This is a genomic window from Bacillus sp. JJ675 (assembly GCF_036963165.1).
Classification (GTDB): Bacteria; Bacillota; Bacilli; order Bacillales; family Bacillaceae; genus Bacillus; species Bacillus glycinifermentans.
On sequence record NZ_JBALMR010000029.1, the window covers coordinates 1 to 19,201 of the forward strand.

A 19,201-nucleotide genomic window follows, 5' to 3' on the forward strand; every position below is an offset into this window, starting at 1 on the left:
TTTTGTCAACGGTCTGAAAGGTTTTCGATAAATCGAAAACCTTTTTCTTATGCTTATACGATAATGACTTCCTTCGGCTGATGGTTCAGCTCTTCAGGCACAAAGCGCTTTTCAACGAAAATGCTGTGCCAGATCATGAAGATGAGGACTGTCCAGATTTTGCGGCTGTTGTCCGCTTTGTTGGCGCAATGGTCTTCAAGAAGCTGCAGCACATAATCTTTATGAATATATGCATCTGTTTGACTCTCTTTAATAATGCCAACGGCCCAGTCATGCATTTCATTTTTCAGCCAGTGGCGGATCGGCACAGGGAAGCCCAGCTTTTTGCGGTTTAGCACGTGTTCAGGAACGATGCCTTCAGCCGCTTTTCTAAGCAGATACTTTGTCGTGCCGTTTTTCGTTTTGAGCTCTTCCGGAATTTTGGAAGCCGCTTCAAAGACGACTTTATCCAAGAACGGAACCCGGAGTTCAAGGGAATTGGCCATCGTCATTTTATCGGCTTTCAGCAAAATATCGCCGCGCAGCCACGTATGAATGTCGACATACTGCATTTTATTGATGTCGCTGTAAGACTTGCTTTCTTCAAAAAACGGCTTTGTCACATCACGGTATGTGATATGTTCGTCATATTGGCGAAGAAGCTTCGATTTCATGCCTTCTTCGAAAATCTTCGCATTGCCGATATATCTCTCTTCAAGAGGCGTGCATCCCCTCATTAAGAAGCTTTTCCCTTTCATGCCCTCAGGCATCGCGGACGCCACATAGAGAAGCATCTTTTTCAAAGGAGACGGAATCCGTTCGAACGGCTTTAATGACAGAGGCTCGCGGTAAATGTTATATCCGCCGAAAAGCTCATCAGCCCCTTCTCCGGACAAGACGACCGTCACTTGTTTTTTCGCTTCCTTAGCGACAAAATACAAAGGAATCGCCGCAGGATCTGCAAGCGGGTCATCCAAATGCCAGACGATCTTCGGAAGCTCGTTCATGTACTCTTCAGGCGAAATGACCGTGCTGAAGTTTTCCAGACCGAGCTTTTCGGCGGTCTCTTTCGCCACGTCGACTTCACTGAAGCCTTCATGTTCAAAACCGACCGAGAACGTTTTTAAATTTGGATGAAATTGCTTGGCAACGGACACGATAAAGGAAGAATCGATACCGCCTGAAAGGAATGAACCGACAGGCACGTCGCTTCTCATATGTACTTTCACGGAATCAAAAATGGCGTCCCTTACCTCTTGGACAAGCTTGTCCTCGTCCGTCTGCACAGGCTTAAATTGGACTTTCCAGTACGTTTTAAATTGAATGTCTTCATTCGGCCGGATCGTAAACTGCTGGCCCGGCTCCACTTTCTGCACCTTTTGATCAAGCGTTTCAGGTTCAGGAACAAATTGGAATGAAGCATACTGCTGAAGCGCCTTTTCATTAAATTCCACATCGGCGCTGACAGGCATCAGGCTTTTTCTCTCTGATGCGAAGTAGACATGTCCGTCCGTTTTCGTAAAATAGAGCGGTTTGATTCCAAACGGATCGCGCGCGCCGTACAGAAGCTGCTCTTGTTTATCCCAGATCAAAAATGCGAACATTCCCCGCAGCTTTGCTGCCGCTTCTTGTTTGTAATGGCGGTATGTCGCAAGAAGAACTTCCGTATCGGAATCAGTCTTAAATTCATAGCCTTTTGAGATCAGTTCTTCCTTAAGCTCTATATAGTTATAGATTTCTCCGTTAAAAATAATCCAGTATGAATCATCTTCATATGACAGAGGCTGTCCCCCGTTTTCCACATCGATGATGCTCAGTCTTCTAAATCCGAAGCCTACATGTTCATCATGATAATACCCATCATCGTCCGGACCGCGGTGTACAATCATTTCGTTCATTTGCTTAATTAATTCTTCCTGGGCTGCTGTCTCGGATGATGGGCGATGATTGAATACCCCTACAAATCCACACATAGTATTGCCTCCGATTGTTTAAGATTTCGAAGCAGACTGTATCTGCTGCTTTATTAGACATGTGTTTAAAGAAAAACGTTTCAAAAAACCTGAAAAATGTTCACATTAGAATCCTTGTTTTCTAACAAAAAACGATAGTCAATCTGGATATTTTTCAAGTTTCAAAACCCGCTTATTTTTGCCATCAAAAACAAAGCCGCTTGTGTAAGCGGCTATGCGATTATTCCCCTAACGCCTCTTTGCGCAATTGATCTGCTTTATCTGTGCGCTCCCAAGGCAGATCAAGATCAGGGCGTCCAAAATGTCCGTAAGCTGCCGTTTGTTTATAGATCGGACGGCGCAAGTCAAGCATTTTGATAATGCCGGCAGGTCTCAAATCAAAGTTTTTGCGAACCACGTCGATCAATTTCTCTTCGCTGGCTTTGCCGGTGCCGAACGTATTGACTGAAATGGATACAGGCTGTGCGACGCCGATCGCATAAGCAAGCTGCACTTCGCATGAATCAGCAAGCCCTGCTGCCACGATGTTTTTCGCCACATATCTCGCTGCATAAGCCGCGGATCTGTCGACTTTGGTCGCGTCTTTTCCGGAGAACGCTCCGCCGCCGTGGCGCGCGTATCCGCCGTATGTGTCAACAATGATTTTTCGTCCTGTCAAGCCTGCGTCGCCTTGCGGTCCTCCGATGACAAAGCGGCCTGTCGGGTTAATAAAATATTTTGTGTTTTCATCGATCAGGTCTTGCGGAACAACCGGGTTAATCACATGTTCTTTCAGATTGCGCTGAATCTGTTCCAGCGAAATTTCCGGATGGTGCTGCGTAGAAATAACGATCGTATCGATGCGGACCGGTTTGTTATTCTCATCATATTCGACGGTCACCTGCGTCTTTCCGTCCGGGCGCAAGTATGGAAGAATTTCCTCTTTGCGAACTTCGGTCAAACGGCGGGACAGTTTGTGAGCAAGAGAAATCGGCAGAGGCATGAGCTCTTTTGTTTCATTGCACGCAAAACCGAACATCAGGCCTTGGTCACCGGCTCCGATCGCTTCGATTTCAGCGTCGCTCATCGCTCCTTCACGTGCTTCAAGCGCCTGGTCAACCCCCATCGCAATATCCGGAGACTGCTCATCTATCGACGTCAACACCGCGCACGTTTCTGCGTCAAAGCCGTATTTTGCGCGCGTGTATCCAATTTCTTTAATCGTTTCACGAACCGTTTTCGGGATATCCACGTACGTGGATGTCGTGATTTCACCGCTTACCAGCACCAAGCCGGTCGTCACAGATGTTTCGCATGCAACGCGGGCATTCGGATCTTTCTTTAAAATTTCGTCTAATATACTATCCGAAATCTGATCGCAAATTTTGTCCGGATGTCCCTCCGTAACTGACTCTGATGTAAATAACCGACGATTTTTGCTCATGTATGTTTCCTCCTGTATATGAAGATCAGCCGTGATCTTAAGGTATGATACGGAACTCGTCTCTCTTAATTATATGACGATACTCGGGCTTCATACTCTCTCGTCTGAAAGGCTTCGCTAATCGGGACGCCAAGCCGTCTATGGAAAGAGGCTTTTCCAGCGTCTCCTATTGCCCGGATACTCGGCCAAAACCTTTCACTTTTATGTGAAAAACGCCCAGTACCTTCCTCCTGAAGGCATGATTTTTTATGCAATAAAAAAACCTTTTCCTGTTCGCTGAGGAAAGGGTCTGGTAGTGCGTGCCTTTCACTCTTATCGCTCAAGGTATGTCAAAACCTTGCATCAGGTTAGCACCGTAGTTGTCTCGAAACTGTGATGATGAAGAGAAACCGGTTGCTGGGCTTCATTGGGCCTGTCCCTCCGCCAGCTCGGGATAAGAGTATCCGCTCAATGAAATATCTTATCTTAAAATGACTTGTCATGTCAATATAAGCAGAAATAAATTTGCACACCGTACATAAAGAAAAAACCCGCACGAAATTTGATAAACAGTATAGACTATAAGAACAAATGTGTTATACTAATTCTACATTAATGTTATACACATTAAATAACACGCAAAGGAAGGTTTTTTATGAACTCTGTAGATGCAACGAACGATTTGCAAACGTTATTGTCAGGCAAAAACGTTCAATTTAATTTATCCGTTCCCCATTTGGTTGAAAAGGTTCTTGAGCGGAAAGAGGGAATTTTGACATCATCCGGAGCCGTGCGCGCGACGACCGGTACATATACCGGCCGCTCTCCGAAAGACAAATTCATCGTAGAAGAAAAAAGCACAAAAGAGAAGATCGACTGGGGCGCGGTGAATCAGCCGATTTCGGAAGAAGCTTTTGACCGCCTTTACACAAAAGTCGTCAGCTATTTAAAGGAGCGCGAGGAACTGTTTGTATTTGAGGGGTTTGCGGGTGCAGACGAAAAATACCGGCTTCCGATTACTGTCGTCAACGAATTTGCGTGGCATAACCTGTTCGCAAGACAGCTGTTCATCAGACCTGACGGCCGCTCCCGGCAAGCGGCTGAAGAGCCTTTTACGATTCTTTCGGCGCCGAATTTCAAAGCCGATCCGCTGATCGACGGCACCAAATCGGAAACGTTCATCATCGTATCGTTTGAAAAGCGCACCATCTTAATCGGGGGCACAGAATACGCCGGAGAAATGAAAAAATCGATTTTCTCCATTATGAACTACCTTCTTCCCGAACGAAACATTTTGCCGATGCACTGTTCTGCCAACATTGGCGAAGAAGGCGGCACAGCCCTCTTCTTCGGCTTATCCGGGACGGGAAAAACGACGCTGTCCGCAGATCCGAACCGCAGGCTGATCGGAGACGATGAACACGGCTGGTCAAGTACGGGAATCTTCAATATTGAAGGCGGCTGCTATGCAAAATGCATACATTTAAGCGAAGAAAAAGAGCCGCAGATTTACCGGGCGATCCGCTTCGGCTCCGTCCTGGAAAATGTCGTTGTTGACGATGCGACCGGGGAGCCGGACTATGATGATGCATTTTATACGGAAAACACGAGAGCGGCCTATCCGATAGATGCGATCGATAACATCGTACTGCCAAGTATTGCAGGACATCCGCAGACGATTGTATTTTTAACGGCAGATGCGTTCGGCGTGCTGCCTCCGATCAGCAAGCTGACGAAAGAGCAGGCGATGTACCATTTCTTGAGCGGATATACGAGCAAGCTTGCCGGAACAGAACGCGGCATCACCTCTCCTGAAGCGACCTTCTCAACGTGCTTCGGTTCGCCGTTCCTTCCGCTTCCTGCTCACGTTTACGCGGAAATGCTCGGCAAGAAAATTGACGAACACGGTGTCAGCGTGTTCCTTGTCAACACAGGATGGACCGGCGGAGGCTACGGAGTCGGGAAAAGAATGAGCCTGGCTTACACGAGGGCAATGGTGCGCGCGGCAATCGAAGGGGATTTGGACAACGCCGAGATGAGAACGGACCGGATTTTCGGCCTGCATACGCCGATCCACGTTCCAGGCGTTCCTGACCAGGTGCTCGATCCGGCGAAGACGTGGGCGGATGAAAAGGAGTACGAAGAAAAAGCGAGCCAGTTGGCAAATGAGTTCAAAAAGAACTTCAAAAAGTTTTCCAATACGGGAGACCTCGAAAAAACGGGAGGCCCTCTAGTTTAACGATAAAGCCAAGGTCGCGGACAGCGCCTTGGCTTTTATGTTTAATTCGTCGAGTTTAAAGAAACGAGTCTATATGTTAAATGAGTGCGCCCTTCCGACCATTCCAGGCGCTCCGCATGGGCGGTTCCCGTCACATCGCCGTTCTTCGTCTTTTTGACTTCTATCGGCACATGAAGAGGGTAAACACGATAGCCTTCTTTTTCAAGTGTAAATACATTTTCCTCTACCCGCGTTTCTTTTCCTTTCGTGACGATCATCGTATTAAATTCAACAGGCATTCCCATCAGAAAATCCCCCTCCTTTTTATCTGTCAGCATTAGTTTACCATAACTTGTCCATTACCTGCTTTTCATCCATTGCGCAAGGTCCCTTACAATCCGCCTGTTCTCCTTGGGGGGAAAGTAATGGGTGAACTGATTGAAATACCATGTTTCGACCGGCTTTTTTTGACTGATCAATTCCCGTTCGAGGTGTCTCGCGTGCTCAATCGAAACATTCTCATCCTTTGCACCGTGGATGAGCAGCACCGGCGCTTCGATGCTGCCGATTTTGTCAAACGGCGTCCTCCGCCCGTACGCTTCCGGCACTTTCTCCGGCGTACCTCCAATGACCCGTTTCATCATTCTCCGCAGGTCTTTGCGCTCGCGGTAAGTCAAGGCCATATCGCTGACCCCTCCCCAGGAAACGAATGAAGCGGCGGCAGATCCCATTTCTATCGCCGTTAAAATGCCCATGATCCCGCCTCTTGAAAACCCGAAAATGTGAACCCGCCGATCGTTCACAAGCTCGTGGTTCTGAAGAAGGCGAAAAGCGGCAAATGCATCTTCTCTATCGTCTCCGGCAAAATCTTCATTGCCCTCACCGCCCTGGTTTCCTCTGTAGTACGGCGCAAAAACGACAAACCCTTGCGAAGCAAATTGGACGATTCGTCCGGGCCTGACCATCCCGACATTTTTGATCCCGCCCCGCAAATACAAAAATCCGTCATAGCGGCCGGGAGCAGCCGGTTCAGCCAGCAGCCCCTTGACCTTGAGCCCCTGCGACAAATAGGTGACGGAAAACAGGCGAATCCGTTTATTCGGAGACGGGAACCTCCTTTTTTCTATCCACATGTATGGCTCACCTCTGATAATCCGCAGTCGTCCCTCACACCTGTTTTGCATTTAACATAAACTATTTTATGCCGAAAGCAACCGAAATTAAAGGAGGGAAATCGGTTTGAAGCGTTTCTTTTTTAACATATTATCCTTCACCCTGATGCTGTTTATCCTCGCTTCCTGCAGCGGAGTCAAAACCGAAAAAGTCCGGCTTGCGGAAGTGACCCGTTCCGTTTTCTACACGCCTTTATATATCGCCATCTCCGAAGGTTTTTTTAAGGAAGAGGGTTTGGATGTCGAACTGAAAACGACGTGGGGCGGCGATAAAACGATGACGGCCCTCTTGTCGAACGGCGCCGATATCGCGCTTGTCGGCTCTGAAACTTCCATTTATGTCAATGCCCAAGGCGCAAGCGACCCCGCCGTCAATTTTGCCCAGCTAACCCAAACGGACGGAACGTTCCTCGTCGCCCGCAAAAAAGCGGATAACTTTAGCTGGAAAGAGCTGAAAGGAAAAACCTTTCTCGGACAGCGCAAAGGCGGAATGCCCCAAATGGCCGGAGAGTTTGTCTTAAAACAGAAGGGCATTGACCCGAAACATGATATCGATTTAATCCAAACGATTGATTTTGCGAATATTCCAAACAGCTTCGCTTCCGGAACAGGTGACTACGTTCAGCTTTTCGAACCCCAGGCCTCCATTTTTGAAAAAGAAGGCATCGGCCGCATTGTCGCCTCCTTCGGCAAAGAATCGGGCCGCATTCCCTATACGACATTTATGGCAAAACAAAGCTATTTAAAGAAAAACGAAAAAACGGCGGAAAAATTCACCCGGGCGATCTACAAAGCGCAGCAATGGGTCGGGTCGCACTCTTCAAAAGAAGCCGCGCAGAGCATCCAGGACCAGTTTTTTAAAGATACGGAACCTTCGATCCTTGAATCGTCGATCGAACGGTATAAACAGCAAAAGTCCTTTGCACACGATCCGATTTTGGATGAAGAGGAATGGAATCAGCTTCAAACCATTATGGATGAAGCCGGCGAACTGCCGAAACGCACCTCCCATCACGAACTGGTCAATACAAAGATCGCCGAAAAGGTCACAAAAAATCACTAGGAGGTGGCCGCATTGTCTTTTTTGCAAGTTCAGGACGTCACACATACTTATTTTTCCCTGAAAGAAAAAACGGCAGCGCTCGAAAATATCAGTTTTGAAGCGGAAAAGGGCGAATTCGTTTCCTTTCTCGGCCCGAGCGGCTGCGGCAAAACGACGCTGCTGTCAATCATCGCAGGCATCGTGTCTCCCACAGCAGGACGCGTATTGATTGAAAACCGCAAACCCGGCGAAAAAGACCTGCAAATCGGCTACATGCTGCAGCAGGATTATTTATTTCCCTGGAAAACCATTGAGGAAAACGTCTTAATCGGCTTGCATATTTCCAACAAGCTGACCCCTGAGACGGAAAAAAGCGCTTTGGAGCTGCTGGAAAAGCTCGGACTTTACCATGTCGAAAAAAAATATCCGAAGGAGCTTTCAGGCGGCATGAGACAGAGAGCCGCGCTCGCCCGCACCCTTGCCGTCGACCCGGATATCCTGCTTTTGGATGAACCCTTTTCAGCTCTTGACTATCAGACAAAACTGAACCTTGAAGATTTGGTATTCAACACATTAAAGACCTATCAAAAAACAGCCGTTCTCGTCACCCATGATATCGGTGAGGCGATTGCGATGAGCGACCGGATTTTGCTGTTTTCAAAACAGCCCGGGACGATTCATAAAACCTTTGCCGTCCCTGATTCCCTAAAAGGAATGACACCTTTTGAAGCAAGGCAGGAGCCGGATTTTCAATCCCTTTTTCAGAACATATGGAAGGAGCTCAATCACCTTGAACAACATCGGGCAGAAAGTTGATGTCCTTCATCAGGAGTTTTTAAAACAGCAGCAGACGGAAAAAAGGCGGGTCCGTTTTTATCAAGCTGCGATCTTTATCATTTTTTTCGCGCTCTGGGAAACGGCCAGCCGATTGGCATGGATCGATCCGCTCATCTTCAGCTCCCCTTCGGCCGTCTGGGCGCTTTTCCTTGAGAAAATGGGAGACGGTTCATTGCCCGGGCACATCGGTGTCACAGTATTTGAAACGATTCTCGGCTTTCTCTTCGGGACTTTGCTCGGGACGTTTCTGGCCGCTCTTTTATGGTGGTTCCCGCGCCTTTCCAAAATATTGGACCCGTATCTCGTCGTCCTTAATGCGATGCCCAAGGTCGCGCTTGGCCCGATCCTCATCGTCGCCATCGGCCCGAGTCTTTCGAGCATCATCGCCATGGGCGCCATCATCAGCGTGATCATTACCACAATCGTCGTCTATACATCCTTTCAGGAAATCGACGAAAATTATATAAAAGTCATGAAAACGTTTGGGGCCACAAAAAGCGAAATTTTTAAAGAGGTGCTTCTTCCTGCATCGATTCCGACAATCATTTCTGCTTTGAAAGTAAATGTCGGGCTGAGCTGGGTCGGGGTCATCGTCGGGGAATTTTTAGTATCGGCACAAGGTCTGGGCTATATGATCATTTACGGGTTCCAGGTCTTTAATTTCACGCTCGTGATGCTGAGCCTTTTGATTATCGCCGTCTTTGCAACGATCATGTACCAGTGCGTCGAGCTGTTAGAGAAGAAATTGATGAAGGGAAGAACATAAATATCGAAAAAGCCCCGGGTAAGCGGGGCTTTTATTTGATCATGCCGTCTTTTTTCAGCTTCTCAAGGCTGATTTTCAGGACGGAGTCTTTCATAATAAAGCTGTATTTTCTGTTTTTTACTATATCCTCCGGCAGATCGTCCATTAAAACAGGACCTTTCGTCTCATAGTACGTTTCCTGTTTTTCAATTTTATCAATCTCGGCAAAGTAAATATTTTTGATTATCACTTTTTCCCTGCCAAGGACTTTATATTGCCCGATATATGTCAGCTTTTTCACATCGGCTCCCGTCTCCTCTTTCACTTCACGCAGCGCTGCTTCCTCGGCATTTTCAAAAGGCTCTACTTTGCCGCCGGGGAACTCGTATCCTCTGTCCTGGTGATTCGTTAAAAGCCACTGATTTTGATAGCGGCAGATCACCCACACATGCTTTGGCGCTTGTGAAAAGGGATGATTTTCAAAGGAGAGCTGAACCGTGTTCCGGTAAAAGTCTTTAAATTCGTACATCATGATCCCTCTAATCCGTTTCCTTGCTTCTTCAACTCATCATATCACATATCCATTTTTTCTGTAGTGCTTTTGTACATTTGCAAGCTGTAAATTTTCATTTTATTGTTTCACAAAAGGGCGCTCTCTAAAACACCGTATTTGGAAGCAAAAAAATCGGATGGGATAGAAACCTTCTGCATGAGCTCTGCGTGTTTATAGTGATGCGATAGTTTCATAAATTGCTAGCTTCAGACAAGCAAGGAGTTGTCATATATTGAGTTTTCATTTTGATACAGAACAAGAATTAACACTGAAAGCAGAAGGAAGCGGACGTTTTTTTGCGAAGAAAGGCGCGATGATCGCCGATCAGGGCCAATTGAAATACAGCAAACGGCTGCTCGGGACAAACCAGGGAAATATCGTCAAGCAGGTATTCAATCATTTAAGCAGAAAATTGACCGGGGAAAATCTCGAAATGATGGAAGTAACCGGCCGCGGAGTCTGCTATTTAGCCGATCAAGGCGAGCATGTCACGGTGATTAACCTGGAGCCGAACGGAATTTGGCAGAGCGTTTCTGTGGAAAGCGAGGATCTGCTCGCGTTTACAGAAGACTGCCATTACGGTGTTACGCCCGTCGGCGTCGGCGTTTTATCCCAAAAAGGACTGTTCACTTCAAAGCTTACATATAACGGAACAGGTGCACAAGTGGCCGTTAAAACGGCAGGCAACCCGCTCGTTCTTGAAAGTCCGTGCCGCGTCGATCCGGATGCAATCGTCGCTTGGACGGGACCGGCTCCAAAGGTGACGTTGGATGTGAACTGGAAAACGGTCATCGGGCAGACTTCAGGAGAATCGTATATGTTTGAATTTCAACAGCCGGGACAGATCGTGATCGTTCAGCCGTTTGAAAGACAATCGGGGCTCAAGGTGGGGCTTGACGATAATCGCTACAAGGCGGAGACGCAAAACAGCGCATGGCAGAATACACGCCAGGGCTTGACGAACCAGCCGGAGCATCATGGTCAAGATCAGGGCGGACTCGGCGGTATCGTAGGCAGCATTTTAAATAACAGAAGATAACTGCACGATGAAAAACCCCTTCTTTATCTTAAGAAGAGGTTTTTCTTTAATCAGCGGATTTCATGTCACAAAGGCCGTTCTCGCTGATAAATGTTTTCGCTTCTTCATTGCCGAGGCGATAAAGCATCTGATAAATATTCCGGCGAAGTTCGTCCATTTTATCATTTGAGCTGTCATAATGGTATTCGACAGCCGGCACGTGCGCCCGGAAAAAGTTGATCCAATCCTCGGAGGAGAGCTGGTCAAAATATTCCCTTAACAGAATGACATCTTCATCGGTTGCCGAAATTTGAAATTCCCAGGGAGATGCGCCGGGATGCTGCGAAATCATTCCATCTTGAACAGAAATATAGTATGTCCTTTTTTCCAAAGCCAATCATCCCTTTTTCCCGTTAGTATTGCCTGTTGCTTCTAAAAAGTTACCGTTTTCGGCGCAATTTATTTTTAACGAATTCATGAATTTCCAGCAAAAACTGAGGAACCGGTATTCCCAGCGCATGAGCCGTGCCGACGATCAGAAATGTCTCATACAAAATATAAAAGACGATCGAAAAATCGCGGATTGAACTATCCGTCTGAAGCAGCTGGTCAAAAAAGTGCGCCACAGATATAAGAAAAAGCGTGACAAATTTATTCGCAAGCCTTGTAAACAAGCTCTTGACCGTGAATTGATCGTTCACGCATTCGTTTAAACTGTTACTGACAAACTCAATCCCCATTAACGTAATTAATATTAAAAATAAATATTCGATTGCACCAAACAAAAATCCGAAAAGTGAAAACCAGATTGAAAATAGCGAAAAGATGCCTAAGTCTCTGTTCATGCGCTTCAACATCCTTTCAAAAAAAGACTTTTCATAGCTTATCCTATGAAAAGCGGCTTTGAAAGGCTTGGATGAATTGTTTGACAATTTATAAAAAAGGCTTTAAAACGAACAAAAAAGACCGGGCATCAGCCCGGGTCCATCCATTATCCCAAATACGCCTTCAGCATCCAGTTGTGCTTTTCGATCGTTTGATGAATGGCGAGAAGCATGTCTCCCGTCGTTTCATCATTCACTTCATCGGCAAGCTCCATTCCGCTTTTCAGCTCTTCGGCCACCGTCAAAAAGTCATCATGAATATTTTGCACCATCTGTTCTGCAGTCTCTCCGCCGTCAGCTTCTTTGATCGATGAGATTTCAAGGCACTCCTTCATCGTTCCGACCGGAGAGCCTTGCATGGCCAGCAGGCGTTCAGCCAAATCGTCTATATATTGGGCGGCTTCCGTATACAGCTCTTCAAACTTTTCGTGCAGCGTAAAGAAATCTTTGCCTTTCACATACCAGTGATAATTATGTAGCTTGACGTATAGGACAGTCCAGTTTGCAACTTGTTTGTTAACCGCTGTTTTCAATTTTTCCGACATCTCTTATCGTCCTCCTTTTGATTCACTTATGGTTTACCCGTTTAGCTTGTACAGAAAACATTTCTTTTACTCTTGATCATGATTTCCGTTTCCTGATATGGTAAACTATTGTAAAAAGAACACGGAGGTTTTTTATGATCTTCTGGATTGTTGCAGGCTTTTTGATTACAGGCATTGTACTGGCATTATCACTGGTCACGACATCAAAAGCGTACGACTTTCAGCATCGAATCGACCCCCCTCCGCCAAACCGCCGGATAGAGGAAGAACGGCCTGATCAATGATGATGGCCGCTTTCTTCTTCCTCATCGTTCCCCGCCTGATCCTTTGCAGAACCGACTTTCACTTCCGTTACCGGCATCGTATGCTGCTTCTTAGCCGTGACATGGACCTGAACTTTATAAAGCCCGTCTTCCGGAAATGCTTTTGAAATGCTGTAGACCCCTTTTCCTTCATTCTTCGCTTTCTCAAGCTCGCTTTTCTCTTTGCCTCCGGACTTCCAAACTTCAAACTCGACTTCATCAGCATCTGCCACAGGCTCGTCCCCGTAAAGCACGGACGCTTTAATGACAGCCTTTTCATTTTTGTCCGCATGCTCAGGCGCCGTAAGCTTTGCGGTCAACAGCTTTGGCTCCTGTTCTGTTGATGCCGGTTTATCCGCCTGACCGCAGGCTGACAGGCCGGCCGTTAAAACAAAGAGTATGACCCATTTACCTAAACGCATCCCTATCACCCTTTTTTAAATATGATATATCACATATTCAAGTGTAGCAAAGTTCCGGCATTTATGGCATTATTTTCTTTGTGAACAAATGAAAAACACCGGCACAAGAGCCGGTGTTTGAAAGGCATTATCCAAATACCTTTAATAAATCTTCCTTATTTTGCGAAAGCCAAAAGCGCATCATGCGTTTTGCACCTTCCAGATCGTGAAGCTTCGCCTGGCCGCACTGCGTTTCGTTTGCAGCCGGAATTTCCGTCACTTCGACTGCTTCCTTAAACGTGTCTTCAAGCAAATCGACGATTTCTTCAGCAGTCGGCTCACCGCTTACGACAAGGTAGTAGCCCGTCTGACAGCCCATCGGCGACACGTCGATAATATCGAAATGGTCGTATTTTTCCGCGTAAGTGCGGATCGTAAATGCAAGCAGGTGCTCCAGTGTATGAATGGTATCAGGCTTCATCGCCTGTTTATTCGGCTGGCAAAAGCGGATGTCAAACTTGTTGACGACGCCGTCCGTTCCGACTTTGTGAACGCCGCAATGTCTGACATAAGGCGCTTTAACTGCATTATGATCAAGTTCAAAACTTTCTACTGAAGGCATGTTTCTTCTCTCCCCTCTATCGGTCTTTTTTTATTATATCACACTTTACCGATATGTTTTTAGGTAAATGCTTTTTCGTTTTGTACGCTTTTTTCTTATATTATAATATGAAGAAAAAAAGGTGCTGAAAACATGAAAACTCTGTTCCTGCTGATCATCCGCACGTATCAAAAATGGATATCACCCATTTTGCCGCCATCCTGCCGCTTTTATCCGACCTGCTCAAATTACGGGCTGGAAGCGATTGAGAAACACGGCGCCCTCAAAGGAGGCTGGCTGACCGTCAAGCGCATTCTGAAATGTCATCCGTTCCATCCCGGCGGCGTTGATCCAGTACCTGAAAAAAAGCAAAAAGATTAGCGCACTTCCTTATAGCCGTTGACAACAAGGTCAAGTCTGCCCGTTTCCGGATCGATGACAAGCCCGTGCACAGGAACGTCTTCCGGCAAAAGCGGATGGTTTCTTATGACGTTGACACTGTCTTTGACGCTAGCTTCTACAGATTCGAAGCTTTTCAGCCACTGTTCAAAATCGACGCCTGAATACTCAAGCGTTTGAATCCGTTCTTTCGGAATGCCGCGCTTGACTACCTTGTCCAAAAAGCTTTCGGATTTCAACTTGCTCATCCCGCAGTCATGATGGCCGATAACACAGACCTCGTCGGCATTCAATTCATAAACAGCGACAAGGATGCTTCTCATAATGCTTCCAAAAGGATGGGCGACAAGGGCGCCCGCGCTTTTGACGATCTTGACGTCGCCGTTGCGCATGTTCATCGCGTGCGGCAGAAGCTCAACAAGCCTTGTGTCCATGCAAGAGAGGATGACCATTTTTTTGTCAGGGAATTTGCTTGTTTCATACTTTTTATAATCCCCGCGTTCAACAAACTGTTTGTTAAACTGTAGAATATTGTCCAAAAGTTTCATGATCCAGTTCCTTTCTAAACAATGTTTTATATTTAAATATACCATACAATTTCAATTTCTTTCATCCATCAAAGCGTTTCCGGTTTTAATCCGATTTCTTCTTTTATTTTCCCTCTTTTCAAATCGTAATAATTACGATACAATGATACAGAATTGTTAAATCGTAATGATTTCAGTTTTTACGTTGAGAGGAGAAATACGATGAAAAAAACACTCGGATTGGCATCCGCATTCATTCTTGCAGCGGGACTGACGGCGGGCTGCTCAAGCACCGGAGCTTCCGGCGATCATAAAGAACACGACGGAAAATTGGATATCTACACAACCATTTATCCGCTTGAGGATTTCACCAAAAAAATCGGCGGGGAATATGTGAACGTCAAAAGCGTATACCCTCCAAACGTTGAAGCGCATACGTATGAGCCAAGCTCAAAAACGATGGCGGAGATTTCTGATTCCGATGCTTTCATTTATTCCGGGGTCGGTGTTGAAGGGTTCGCGGATAAAGCCGTGAACACGTTAAAAGGCAGCGACGTCAAAATCGTCAAAGCCGGCGAAGGCATTGGTCTCTTGTCCCAAACAGAAGAGCACGAACACGGTGAAGAAGAACACGAACACGATCACGATCACGAACATGAACACGATCATGACCATGGAGGTAAAGACCCTCACGTCTGGCTTGACCCGGTGCTTGCCGAAAAGCTGGCGGAAAACATTAAAAACGAACTGACGGCATTGGAACCGGAGCATAAAAAAGAGTTCGCGAAAAACTATGAATCTCTCAAAAAAGAGTTGGAACAGCTTGATCAAGAGCTTAAACAGACAGTCGCCAAAGCTGACAAAAAAGAGATCCTCGTCTCGCATGCCGCATACGGATACTGGGAAAAGCGTTATGGCATCAAACAGATCAGCGTGCTTGGCCTTTCACCGACAGAGGAGCCTTCCCAAAAAGAACTTGAAAACATCGTCAAAACAGCAAAAGAACACGACATTAAATACGTTATTTTTGAAAACAACGTCAGCAGCAAAATCTCAGAGATTATTAAAAATGAAATCGGGGCCAAAAGCTTGACGATGAAAAACCTTGAATCCGTTACAAAAGAAGATAGACAAAACGGCGAGGATTATCTGAGCATCATGGAGGAAAATGTGTCCGTATTGAAAAAAGCATTGTCAAATCAATAAAAGCAAAACACGCGCAACCGAGGAATGCGCGTGTTTTTACGTTAATCCATATTAAACCGTTTCTTAAACTGTTCGACCCTTCCGCCTCTTTCATTGAATTTTTGTCTTCCCGTATAAAACGGATGGGTGTCTGAGCTGATTTCAACTTTAATCACCGGATACGTTTTTCCGTCTTCCCATTCGGCCGTTTCATCAGACGTTCTCGTGGAACGGCTCAAAAAACGGTAGCCGCTGTTTACATCCTGAAAGATTACTTGATATGTTTTAGGATGAATATTCGGTTTCATTATAATTCCTCCTTTTTAAAACGTAACAATTACGTTTTATTATAAACCATCAATATCTTCATGTCAAAATTTCACTTCTGTTTTTACATTTTTAAGCATCTTAACAAATTTCCCGACGAACAGGAAGAATAATCTAAAAAAGGAGGTAAACAATAAAAGCAAAATGGTGTGAATGAAAGGTGGTTTTCCGGATGAATGATTTAATGTTCGCTAGAAGCCTATTCGGAACAACGATGGGATTCCATATAATTTTCGCTACACTCGGTGTCGGAGTTCCTTTAATGATTTTGCTGGCTGAGCTGATTTACCAAAAAACAAAAGATCCCCATTACGCCATAATGGCGAAAAGATGGACGAAGGCACAGGCCGTTTTGCTGGGCGTCGCCATTCCGACCGGAACGATCGCTGGAACCCAGCTTGCCCTTCTTTGGCCGGGCTTCATGGAAGTCATCGGAAAGGTAATGTCCCTTCCATTTCAAATTGAAATATACGCATTTTTCATCGAAGCTTTATTTATGTCCATTTATGTCTATGCGGCTGACCGGCTGACTCCGCTCATGAGAATCACCGCCATCGTCTTCATCGTTATCGGTGCAGCGTCTTCAGCCATTTTAATTACAAACGTCCATGCATTTCAGGGAACACCTGAAGGCTTCAAAATCGTCAACGGGGAAATTACGGATGTTCACCCATGGACGGCCTTTTTCAATAAAAGCTTTTTCATTACGGCCAGCCATGTCGTCGTCTCGGCGTTTATGACAGGAGCCTTCATCATTGCAACGATCGCCGCATATAAAATGCTTCGCAATCGGAACAATGAAAAAGTGTATGCCCTTCACAGAAAAGCGCTTTTGCTCGGACTGCTCGTCGGCGGACTGTTTTCATTAATTACCGCGCTGAGCGGACACGAATCTGCACAGTTTCTTCACCGCTATCAGCCGGAAAAGCTGGCCGGAGCAGAAGGTTTATTTAAAACGCAGTCCTATGCTCCGCTGGCGATCGGAGGATTTCCCGATGAAGAGACGCAATCAGTTAAAGGAGCGATTGAAATACCGTGGGCGTTGAGCTTTTTGGCAGACAACCGGTTTGACACCGTTGTGAAAGGCTTAAATGAGTATCCACGTGATGAGTGGCCGCCTTTGTACATTCATACGCTGTTTAACGGAATGGTGCTGATCGGCATGCTGCTGATCGTTTACGCAGCGGCCGGCTTTATTTGGCGAAACGTTTTGAAAAAAGATCGTTTTCCGCGCTGGATGCTCGTCTTTTTCACGACGGCAGGGCCGCTCAGCCTGCTTGGAATTGAATTCGGCTGGGTGTTTGCATGCACCGGAAGGCAGCCCTGGGTGATCTACCACATGCAGAAAACGTCTGAAGTGGTGACATCCTCAGGATCAATCGGACTGCTGTTTTTCCTGTTTTTTATCGTCTACGTCATTTTAGGAGCAGCAGTGGTCTTCGTATTGCAATATTATTTTAAACGCCATCCCGTCGAAGAAGACCTTAAAGCATCGGAAGCGTAACAATACGAAAGAAGGGAGTCATACATGCAAATGGATGGAACAACAGATGCCCTGCTGGCCATTTCGATCGTGTGGGGATTTATATTTATCTACGCCGTCATGGCGAGCATGGATTTTGGAGCAGGTTTTTGGTCGATGATTTATATGAATAAAAAGCAGCTGAAAGCGACGAATATCGCCAATCGCTACCTTTCCCCGACGTGGGAGGTAACAAATGTCTTTATTGTCGGAATCGTCGTGGCCCTTTTCAGCTTTTTCCCGGGCGGAACGTTTGTCCTCGGGACGGTGCTTTTGCTTCCGGGCAGCATCATTTTATTGCTGTTAGCAATTCGAAGCGGCTTTTTGGTTTTTGCCCACGCTGCTAAAGGCTATGAAAGAGCGTTGACTTACGTTTCGGGAATCAGCGGATTTATTATTCCCGCCGTTTTAATTCTCGTTTTGCCCATTACCCACGGACATTTTGTGTACCGGCAAAACGGCAGCTACCGCTTGGATTTCGCCGATTTATTTTTGAGTCCGCACGCCTACTCGTTTATGGGATTTGCCATTTTCAGCACCCTGTTTTTGTCTTCTTTGCTGCTCGCTGATTTTTCAAATGTGGCCGATGAAAAAGACGCGTACCAGGTGTATCGCCGAAACGCTCTTATCACCGGACCGCTCGCTTTGATCATGTCCTTAAGCATCATGATGACAATGAGAACCGAAGCAAACTGGCTTTACACAAAAATGATGAACGGTCTGCCATGGCTGTTTTTATCATTCCTGCTGTTTTTGGCGGCCTTAGGCGCACTGTTTCTGCCGAATACCTACAATAAGGACCGGTTAGGAAAGCCGCGGCTTTCCGTTATTGCGATTACACTGCAGTATTTTACGGCCAGCTACGTTTACGGAAAGTCCCATTTGCCGTATATGATCCACCCCGAAGTGACGATACAATCCGGTTTCACCGCCCCGGAAACGTTCAGAGCGTTGTTTATCTCGTACATCGTCGGTTTTATTATTTTATTTCCCGGGTTCTATTACTTCTGGAAATTATTCATGAAGGACAGGCGGTACATAAAACAGCCTGAATAAGTATGAACGATGCGCAGGGCGGTTAAGCTAAGATCGTACACTATTTTTAAGGGGGCCAAAAAAAGTGGACCAAAAAATACTGTGTGAAGTTTCAAATTGCACGTACTGGGACAAAGGGAACAAATGTACGGCTGATGCCATATACGTCGTAAGCCATGCCGAAGGTGAAAAAGCTTCTACAACCGAAGAAACAGATTGTAAAACATTCAAACCCGAACACTAGAACAGATGTGATGAAGGAGGAACAGGCATGAACAGAGAGTCGCTGCTAAAGGCTTTTTATCAGGAAATCCAGGGAGCCGATGAAATCTCTTTTCAAAAGGCCGCCCGCTCCTTCATGAACTTATGGGATTATGAATACGGATGTCTCGACGGTTTGCCTGAGCAGGCAGACAAACTGATCGGACAAACCGTGCACGAGGACCTGCTTTTGCGGGACTAAAACAGTTTGCTTATTTAAAAAACAACACGGCACAAACAGTATTTGTGCCGTGTTTCAGACCGTTGACAAAA

At 46.1% G+C, this 19,201-nt stretch carries 24 protein-coding genes and 1 riboswitch; of the genes, 12 read left to right on the top strand and 12 right to left on the bottom strand.

Translation table 11 applies throughout. The features are described from left to right. Positions 1-53 precede the first annotated feature (53 nt). Both asnB and metK read right to left on the bottom strand, forming a co-directional pair. The gene (gene asnB / locus V7126_RS08115) at positions 54-1,952 is read right to left on the bottom strand and encodes an asparagine synthase (glutamine-hydrolyzing) (protein ID WP_046131342.1); all 1,899 of its coding nucleotides are present in this window, start codon (positions 1,950-1,952) and stop codon (positions 54-56) included. 220 nt (positions 1,953-2,172) lie between these two features. Then, on the bottom strand, positions 2,173-3,375 hold the full coding sequence (gene metK, locus V7126_RS08120) for a methionine adenosyltransferase (RefSeq protein ID WP_046131343.1): 1,203 nt from the start codon (positions 3,373-3,375) through the stop codon (positions 2,173-2,175). Positions 3,376-3,684: 309 nt separating this feature from the next. After that, positions 3,685-3,815: riboswitch (SAM riboswitch) on the bottom strand. 194 nt (positions 3,816-4,009) lie between these two features. Between metK and pckA the strand changes: the two genes are divergently transcribed. Further along, a complete protein-coding gene (pckA, locus tag V7126_RS08125; protein ID WP_046131344.1) occupies positions 4,010-5,593 on the top strand; it encodes a phosphoenolpyruvate carboxykinase (ATP) in 1,584 nt (527 codons plus the stop codon). Positions 5,594-5,634: 41 nt separating this feature from the next. On the opposite strand, the gene V7126_RS08130 is transcribed toward pckA, so the two are convergent. Together V7126_RS08130 and V7126_RS08135 are read right to left on the bottom strand one after the other, a co-directional pair. Next, the gene (locus V7126_RS08130) at positions 5,635-5,877 is read right to left on the bottom strand and encodes a DUF2584 domain-containing protein (RefSeq protein WP_046131345.1); all 243 of its coding nucleotides are present in this window, start codon (positions 5,875-5,877) and stop codon (positions 5,635-5,637) included. A gap of 54 nt (positions 5,878-5,931) precedes the next feature. Continuing rightward, positions 5,932-6,705 (bottom strand): alpha/beta hydrolase family protein, encoded by a 774-nt coding sequence (locus tag V7126_RS08135; RefSeq protein ID WP_046131346.1) that lies wholly within the window; start codon positions 6,703-6,705, stop codon positions 5,932-5,934. A gap of 145 nt (positions 6,706-6,850) precedes the next feature. Between V7126_RS08135 and V7126_RS08140 the strand changes: the two genes are divergently transcribed. The 3 genes from V7126_RS08140 to V7126_RS08150 are packed head-to-tail and all read left to right on the top strand — an operon-like array spanning position 6,851 to position 9,389. Next, entirely contained in the window at positions 6,851-7,807 is a 957-nt protein-coding gene (locus V7126_RS08140; RefSeq protein WP_236809779.1) for an ABC transporter substrate-binding protein, read from the top strand. Between the two features lie 12 nt (positions 7,808-7,819). Next, positions 7,820-8,602, top strand: a complete 783-nt coding sequence (locus V7126_RS08145; RefSeq protein ID WP_046131348.1) for an ABC transporter ATP-binding protein — start codon at positions 7,820-7,822, stop codon at positions 8,600-8,602. Beyond that, complete coding sequence (locus tag V7126_RS08150) at positions 8,577-9,389, top strand: ABC transporter permease (RefSeq protein WP_335497514.1); 813 nt, start codon at positions 8,577-8,579, stop codon at positions 9,387-9,389. Before V7126_RS08145 ends, V7126_RS08150 begins: the two co-directional genes overlap by 26 nt. A 31-nt stretch (positions 9,390-9,420) precedes the next feature. Here V7126_RS08150 and ytkD read toward each other — a convergent pair whose 3' ends face one another. After that, entirely contained in the window at positions 9,421-9,897 is a 477-nt protein-coding gene (gene ytkD / locus V7126_RS08155; RefSeq protein WP_335497515.1) for an RNA deprotection pyrophosphohydrolase, read from the bottom strand. Between the two features lie 256 nt (positions 9,898-10,153). Between ytkD and V7126_RS08160 the strand changes: the two genes are divergently transcribed. Beyond that, complete coding sequence (locus V7126_RS08160) at positions 10,154-10,960, top strand: AIM24 family protein (RefSeq protein ID WP_046131351.1); 807 nt, start codon at positions 10,154-10,156, stop codon at positions 10,958-10,960. A 46-nt stretch (positions 10,961-11,006) separates the two neighbouring features. Here the strand turns inward: V7126_RS08160 and V7126_RS08165 are convergent, their stop codons facing one another. The 3 genes from V7126_RS08165 to V7126_RS08175 all read right to left on the bottom strand — a co-directional run bounded on the left by V7126_RS08165 (position 11,007) and on the right by V7126_RS08175 (position 12,368). Next, positions 11,007-11,330 carry a hydrolase gene (locus V7126_RS08165; RefSeq protein ID WP_335497516.1) on the bottom strand — a complete coding sequence of 108 codons (324 nt, stop codon included), beginning with the start codon at positions 11,328-11,330 and terminating at the stop codon, positions 11,007-11,009. Between the two features lie 49 nt (positions 11,331-11,379). Then, positions 11,380-11,784 (bottom strand): phage holin family protein, encoded by a 405-nt coding sequence (locus V7126_RS08170; RefSeq protein WP_046131353.1) that lies wholly within the window; start codon positions 11,782-11,784, stop codon positions 11,380-11,382. A 146-nt stretch (positions 11,785-11,930) separates the two neighbouring features. After that, positions 11,931-12,368, bottom strand: a complete 438-nt coding sequence (locus V7126_RS08175; RefSeq protein ID WP_046131354.1) for a Dps family protein — start codon at positions 12,366-12,368, stop codon at positions 11,931-11,933. A 134-nt stretch (positions 12,369-12,502) separates the two neighbouring features. On the opposite strand from V7126_RS08175, the gene ytzI reads away from it, so the two are divergent. Beyond that, positions 12,503-12,652, top strand: a complete 150-nt coding sequence (ytzI, locus tag V7126_RS08180; protein ID WP_099047069.1) for a YtzI protein — start codon at positions 12,503-12,505, stop codon at positions 12,650-12,652. Here ytzI and V7126_RS08185 read toward each other — a convergent pair. Both V7126_RS08185 and V7126_RS08190 read right to left on the bottom strand, forming a co-directional pair. Then, a complete protein-coding gene (locus tag V7126_RS08185) occupies positions 12,646-13,092 on the bottom strand; it encodes a FixH family protein (protein ID WP_046131355.1) in 447 nt (148 codons plus the stop codon). The genes ytzI and V7126_RS08185 overlap by 7 nt on opposite strands. A gap of 127 nt (positions 13,093-13,219) precedes the next feature. Further along, positions 13,220-13,693 carry an S-ribosylhomocysteine lyase gene (locus tag V7126_RS08190; protein WP_247072788.1) on the bottom strand — a complete coding sequence of 158 codons (474 nt, stop codon included), beginning with the start codon at positions 13,691-13,693 and terminating at the stop codon, positions 13,220-13,222. Between the two features lie 132 nt (positions 13,694-13,825). Here V7126_RS08190 and yidD point away from each other — a divergent pair, with 132 nt between their 5' ends. Next, positions 13,826-14,053, top strand: coding sequence for a membrane protein insertion efficiency factor YidD (yidD, locus tag V7126_RS08195; protein WP_046131357.1), 228 nt, complete (start codon positions 13,826-13,828; stop codon positions 14,051-14,053). On the opposite strand, the gene V7126_RS08200 is transcribed toward yidD, so the two are convergent. Next, entirely contained in the window at positions 14,050-14,619 is a 570-nt protein-coding gene (locus tag V7126_RS08200) for a beta-class carbonic anhydrase (RefSeq protein WP_335497517.1), read from the bottom strand. The genes yidD and V7126_RS08200 overlap by 4 nt on opposite strands. A 201-nt stretch (positions 14,620-14,820) precedes the next feature. Here V7126_RS08200 and V7126_RS08205 point away from each other — a divergent pair, with 201 nt between their 5' ends. Beyond that, positions 14,821-15,804, top strand: coding sequence for a metal ABC transporter solute-binding protein, Zn/Mn family (locus tag V7126_RS08205; RefSeq protein WP_335497518.1), 984 nt, complete (start codon positions 14,821-14,823; stop codon positions 15,802-15,804). 41 nt (positions 15,805-15,845) lie between these two features. Here the strand turns inward: V7126_RS08205 and V7126_RS08210 are convergent, their stop codons facing one another. After that, complete coding sequence (locus V7126_RS08210) at positions 15,846-16,091, bottom strand: type B 50S ribosomal protein L31 (protein WP_175076612.1); 246 nt, start codon at positions 16,089-16,091, stop codon at positions 15,846-15,848. A gap of 191 nt (positions 16,092-16,282) precedes the next feature. On the opposite strand from V7126_RS08210, the gene V7126_RS08215 reads away from it, so the two are divergent. The 4 genes from V7126_RS08215 to V7126_RS08230 all read left to right on the top strand — a co-directional run bounded on the left by V7126_RS08215 (position 16,283) and on the right by V7126_RS08230 (position 19,130). Next, positions 16,283-17,614, top strand: a complete 1,332-nt coding sequence (locus V7126_RS08215; protein WP_046131361.1) for a cytochrome ubiquinol oxidase subunit I — start codon at positions 16,283-16,285, stop codon at positions 17,612-17,614. Between the two features lie 30 nt (positions 17,615-17,644). Then, positions 17,645-18,688 (top strand): cytochrome d ubiquinol oxidase subunit II, encoded by a 1,044-nt coding sequence (locus V7126_RS08220; RefSeq protein WP_173427501.1) that lies wholly within the window; start codon positions 17,645-17,647, stop codon positions 18,686-18,688. Between the two features lie 64 nt (positions 18,689-18,752). Continuing rightward, positions 18,753-18,911, top strand: coding sequence for a DUF1540 domain-containing protein (locus V7126_RS08225; RefSeq protein WP_065894679.1), 159 nt, complete (start codon positions 18,753-18,755; stop codon positions 18,909-18,911). A 27-nt stretch (positions 18,912-18,938) separates the two neighbouring features. Beyond that, positions 18,939-19,130 carry a hypothetical protein gene (locus tag V7126_RS08230; protein WP_046131363.1) on the top strand — a complete coding sequence of 64 codons (192 nt, stop codon included), beginning with the start codon at positions 18,939-18,941 and terminating at the stop codon, positions 19,128-19,130. Positions 19,131-19,201 lie beyond the last annotated feature (71 nt).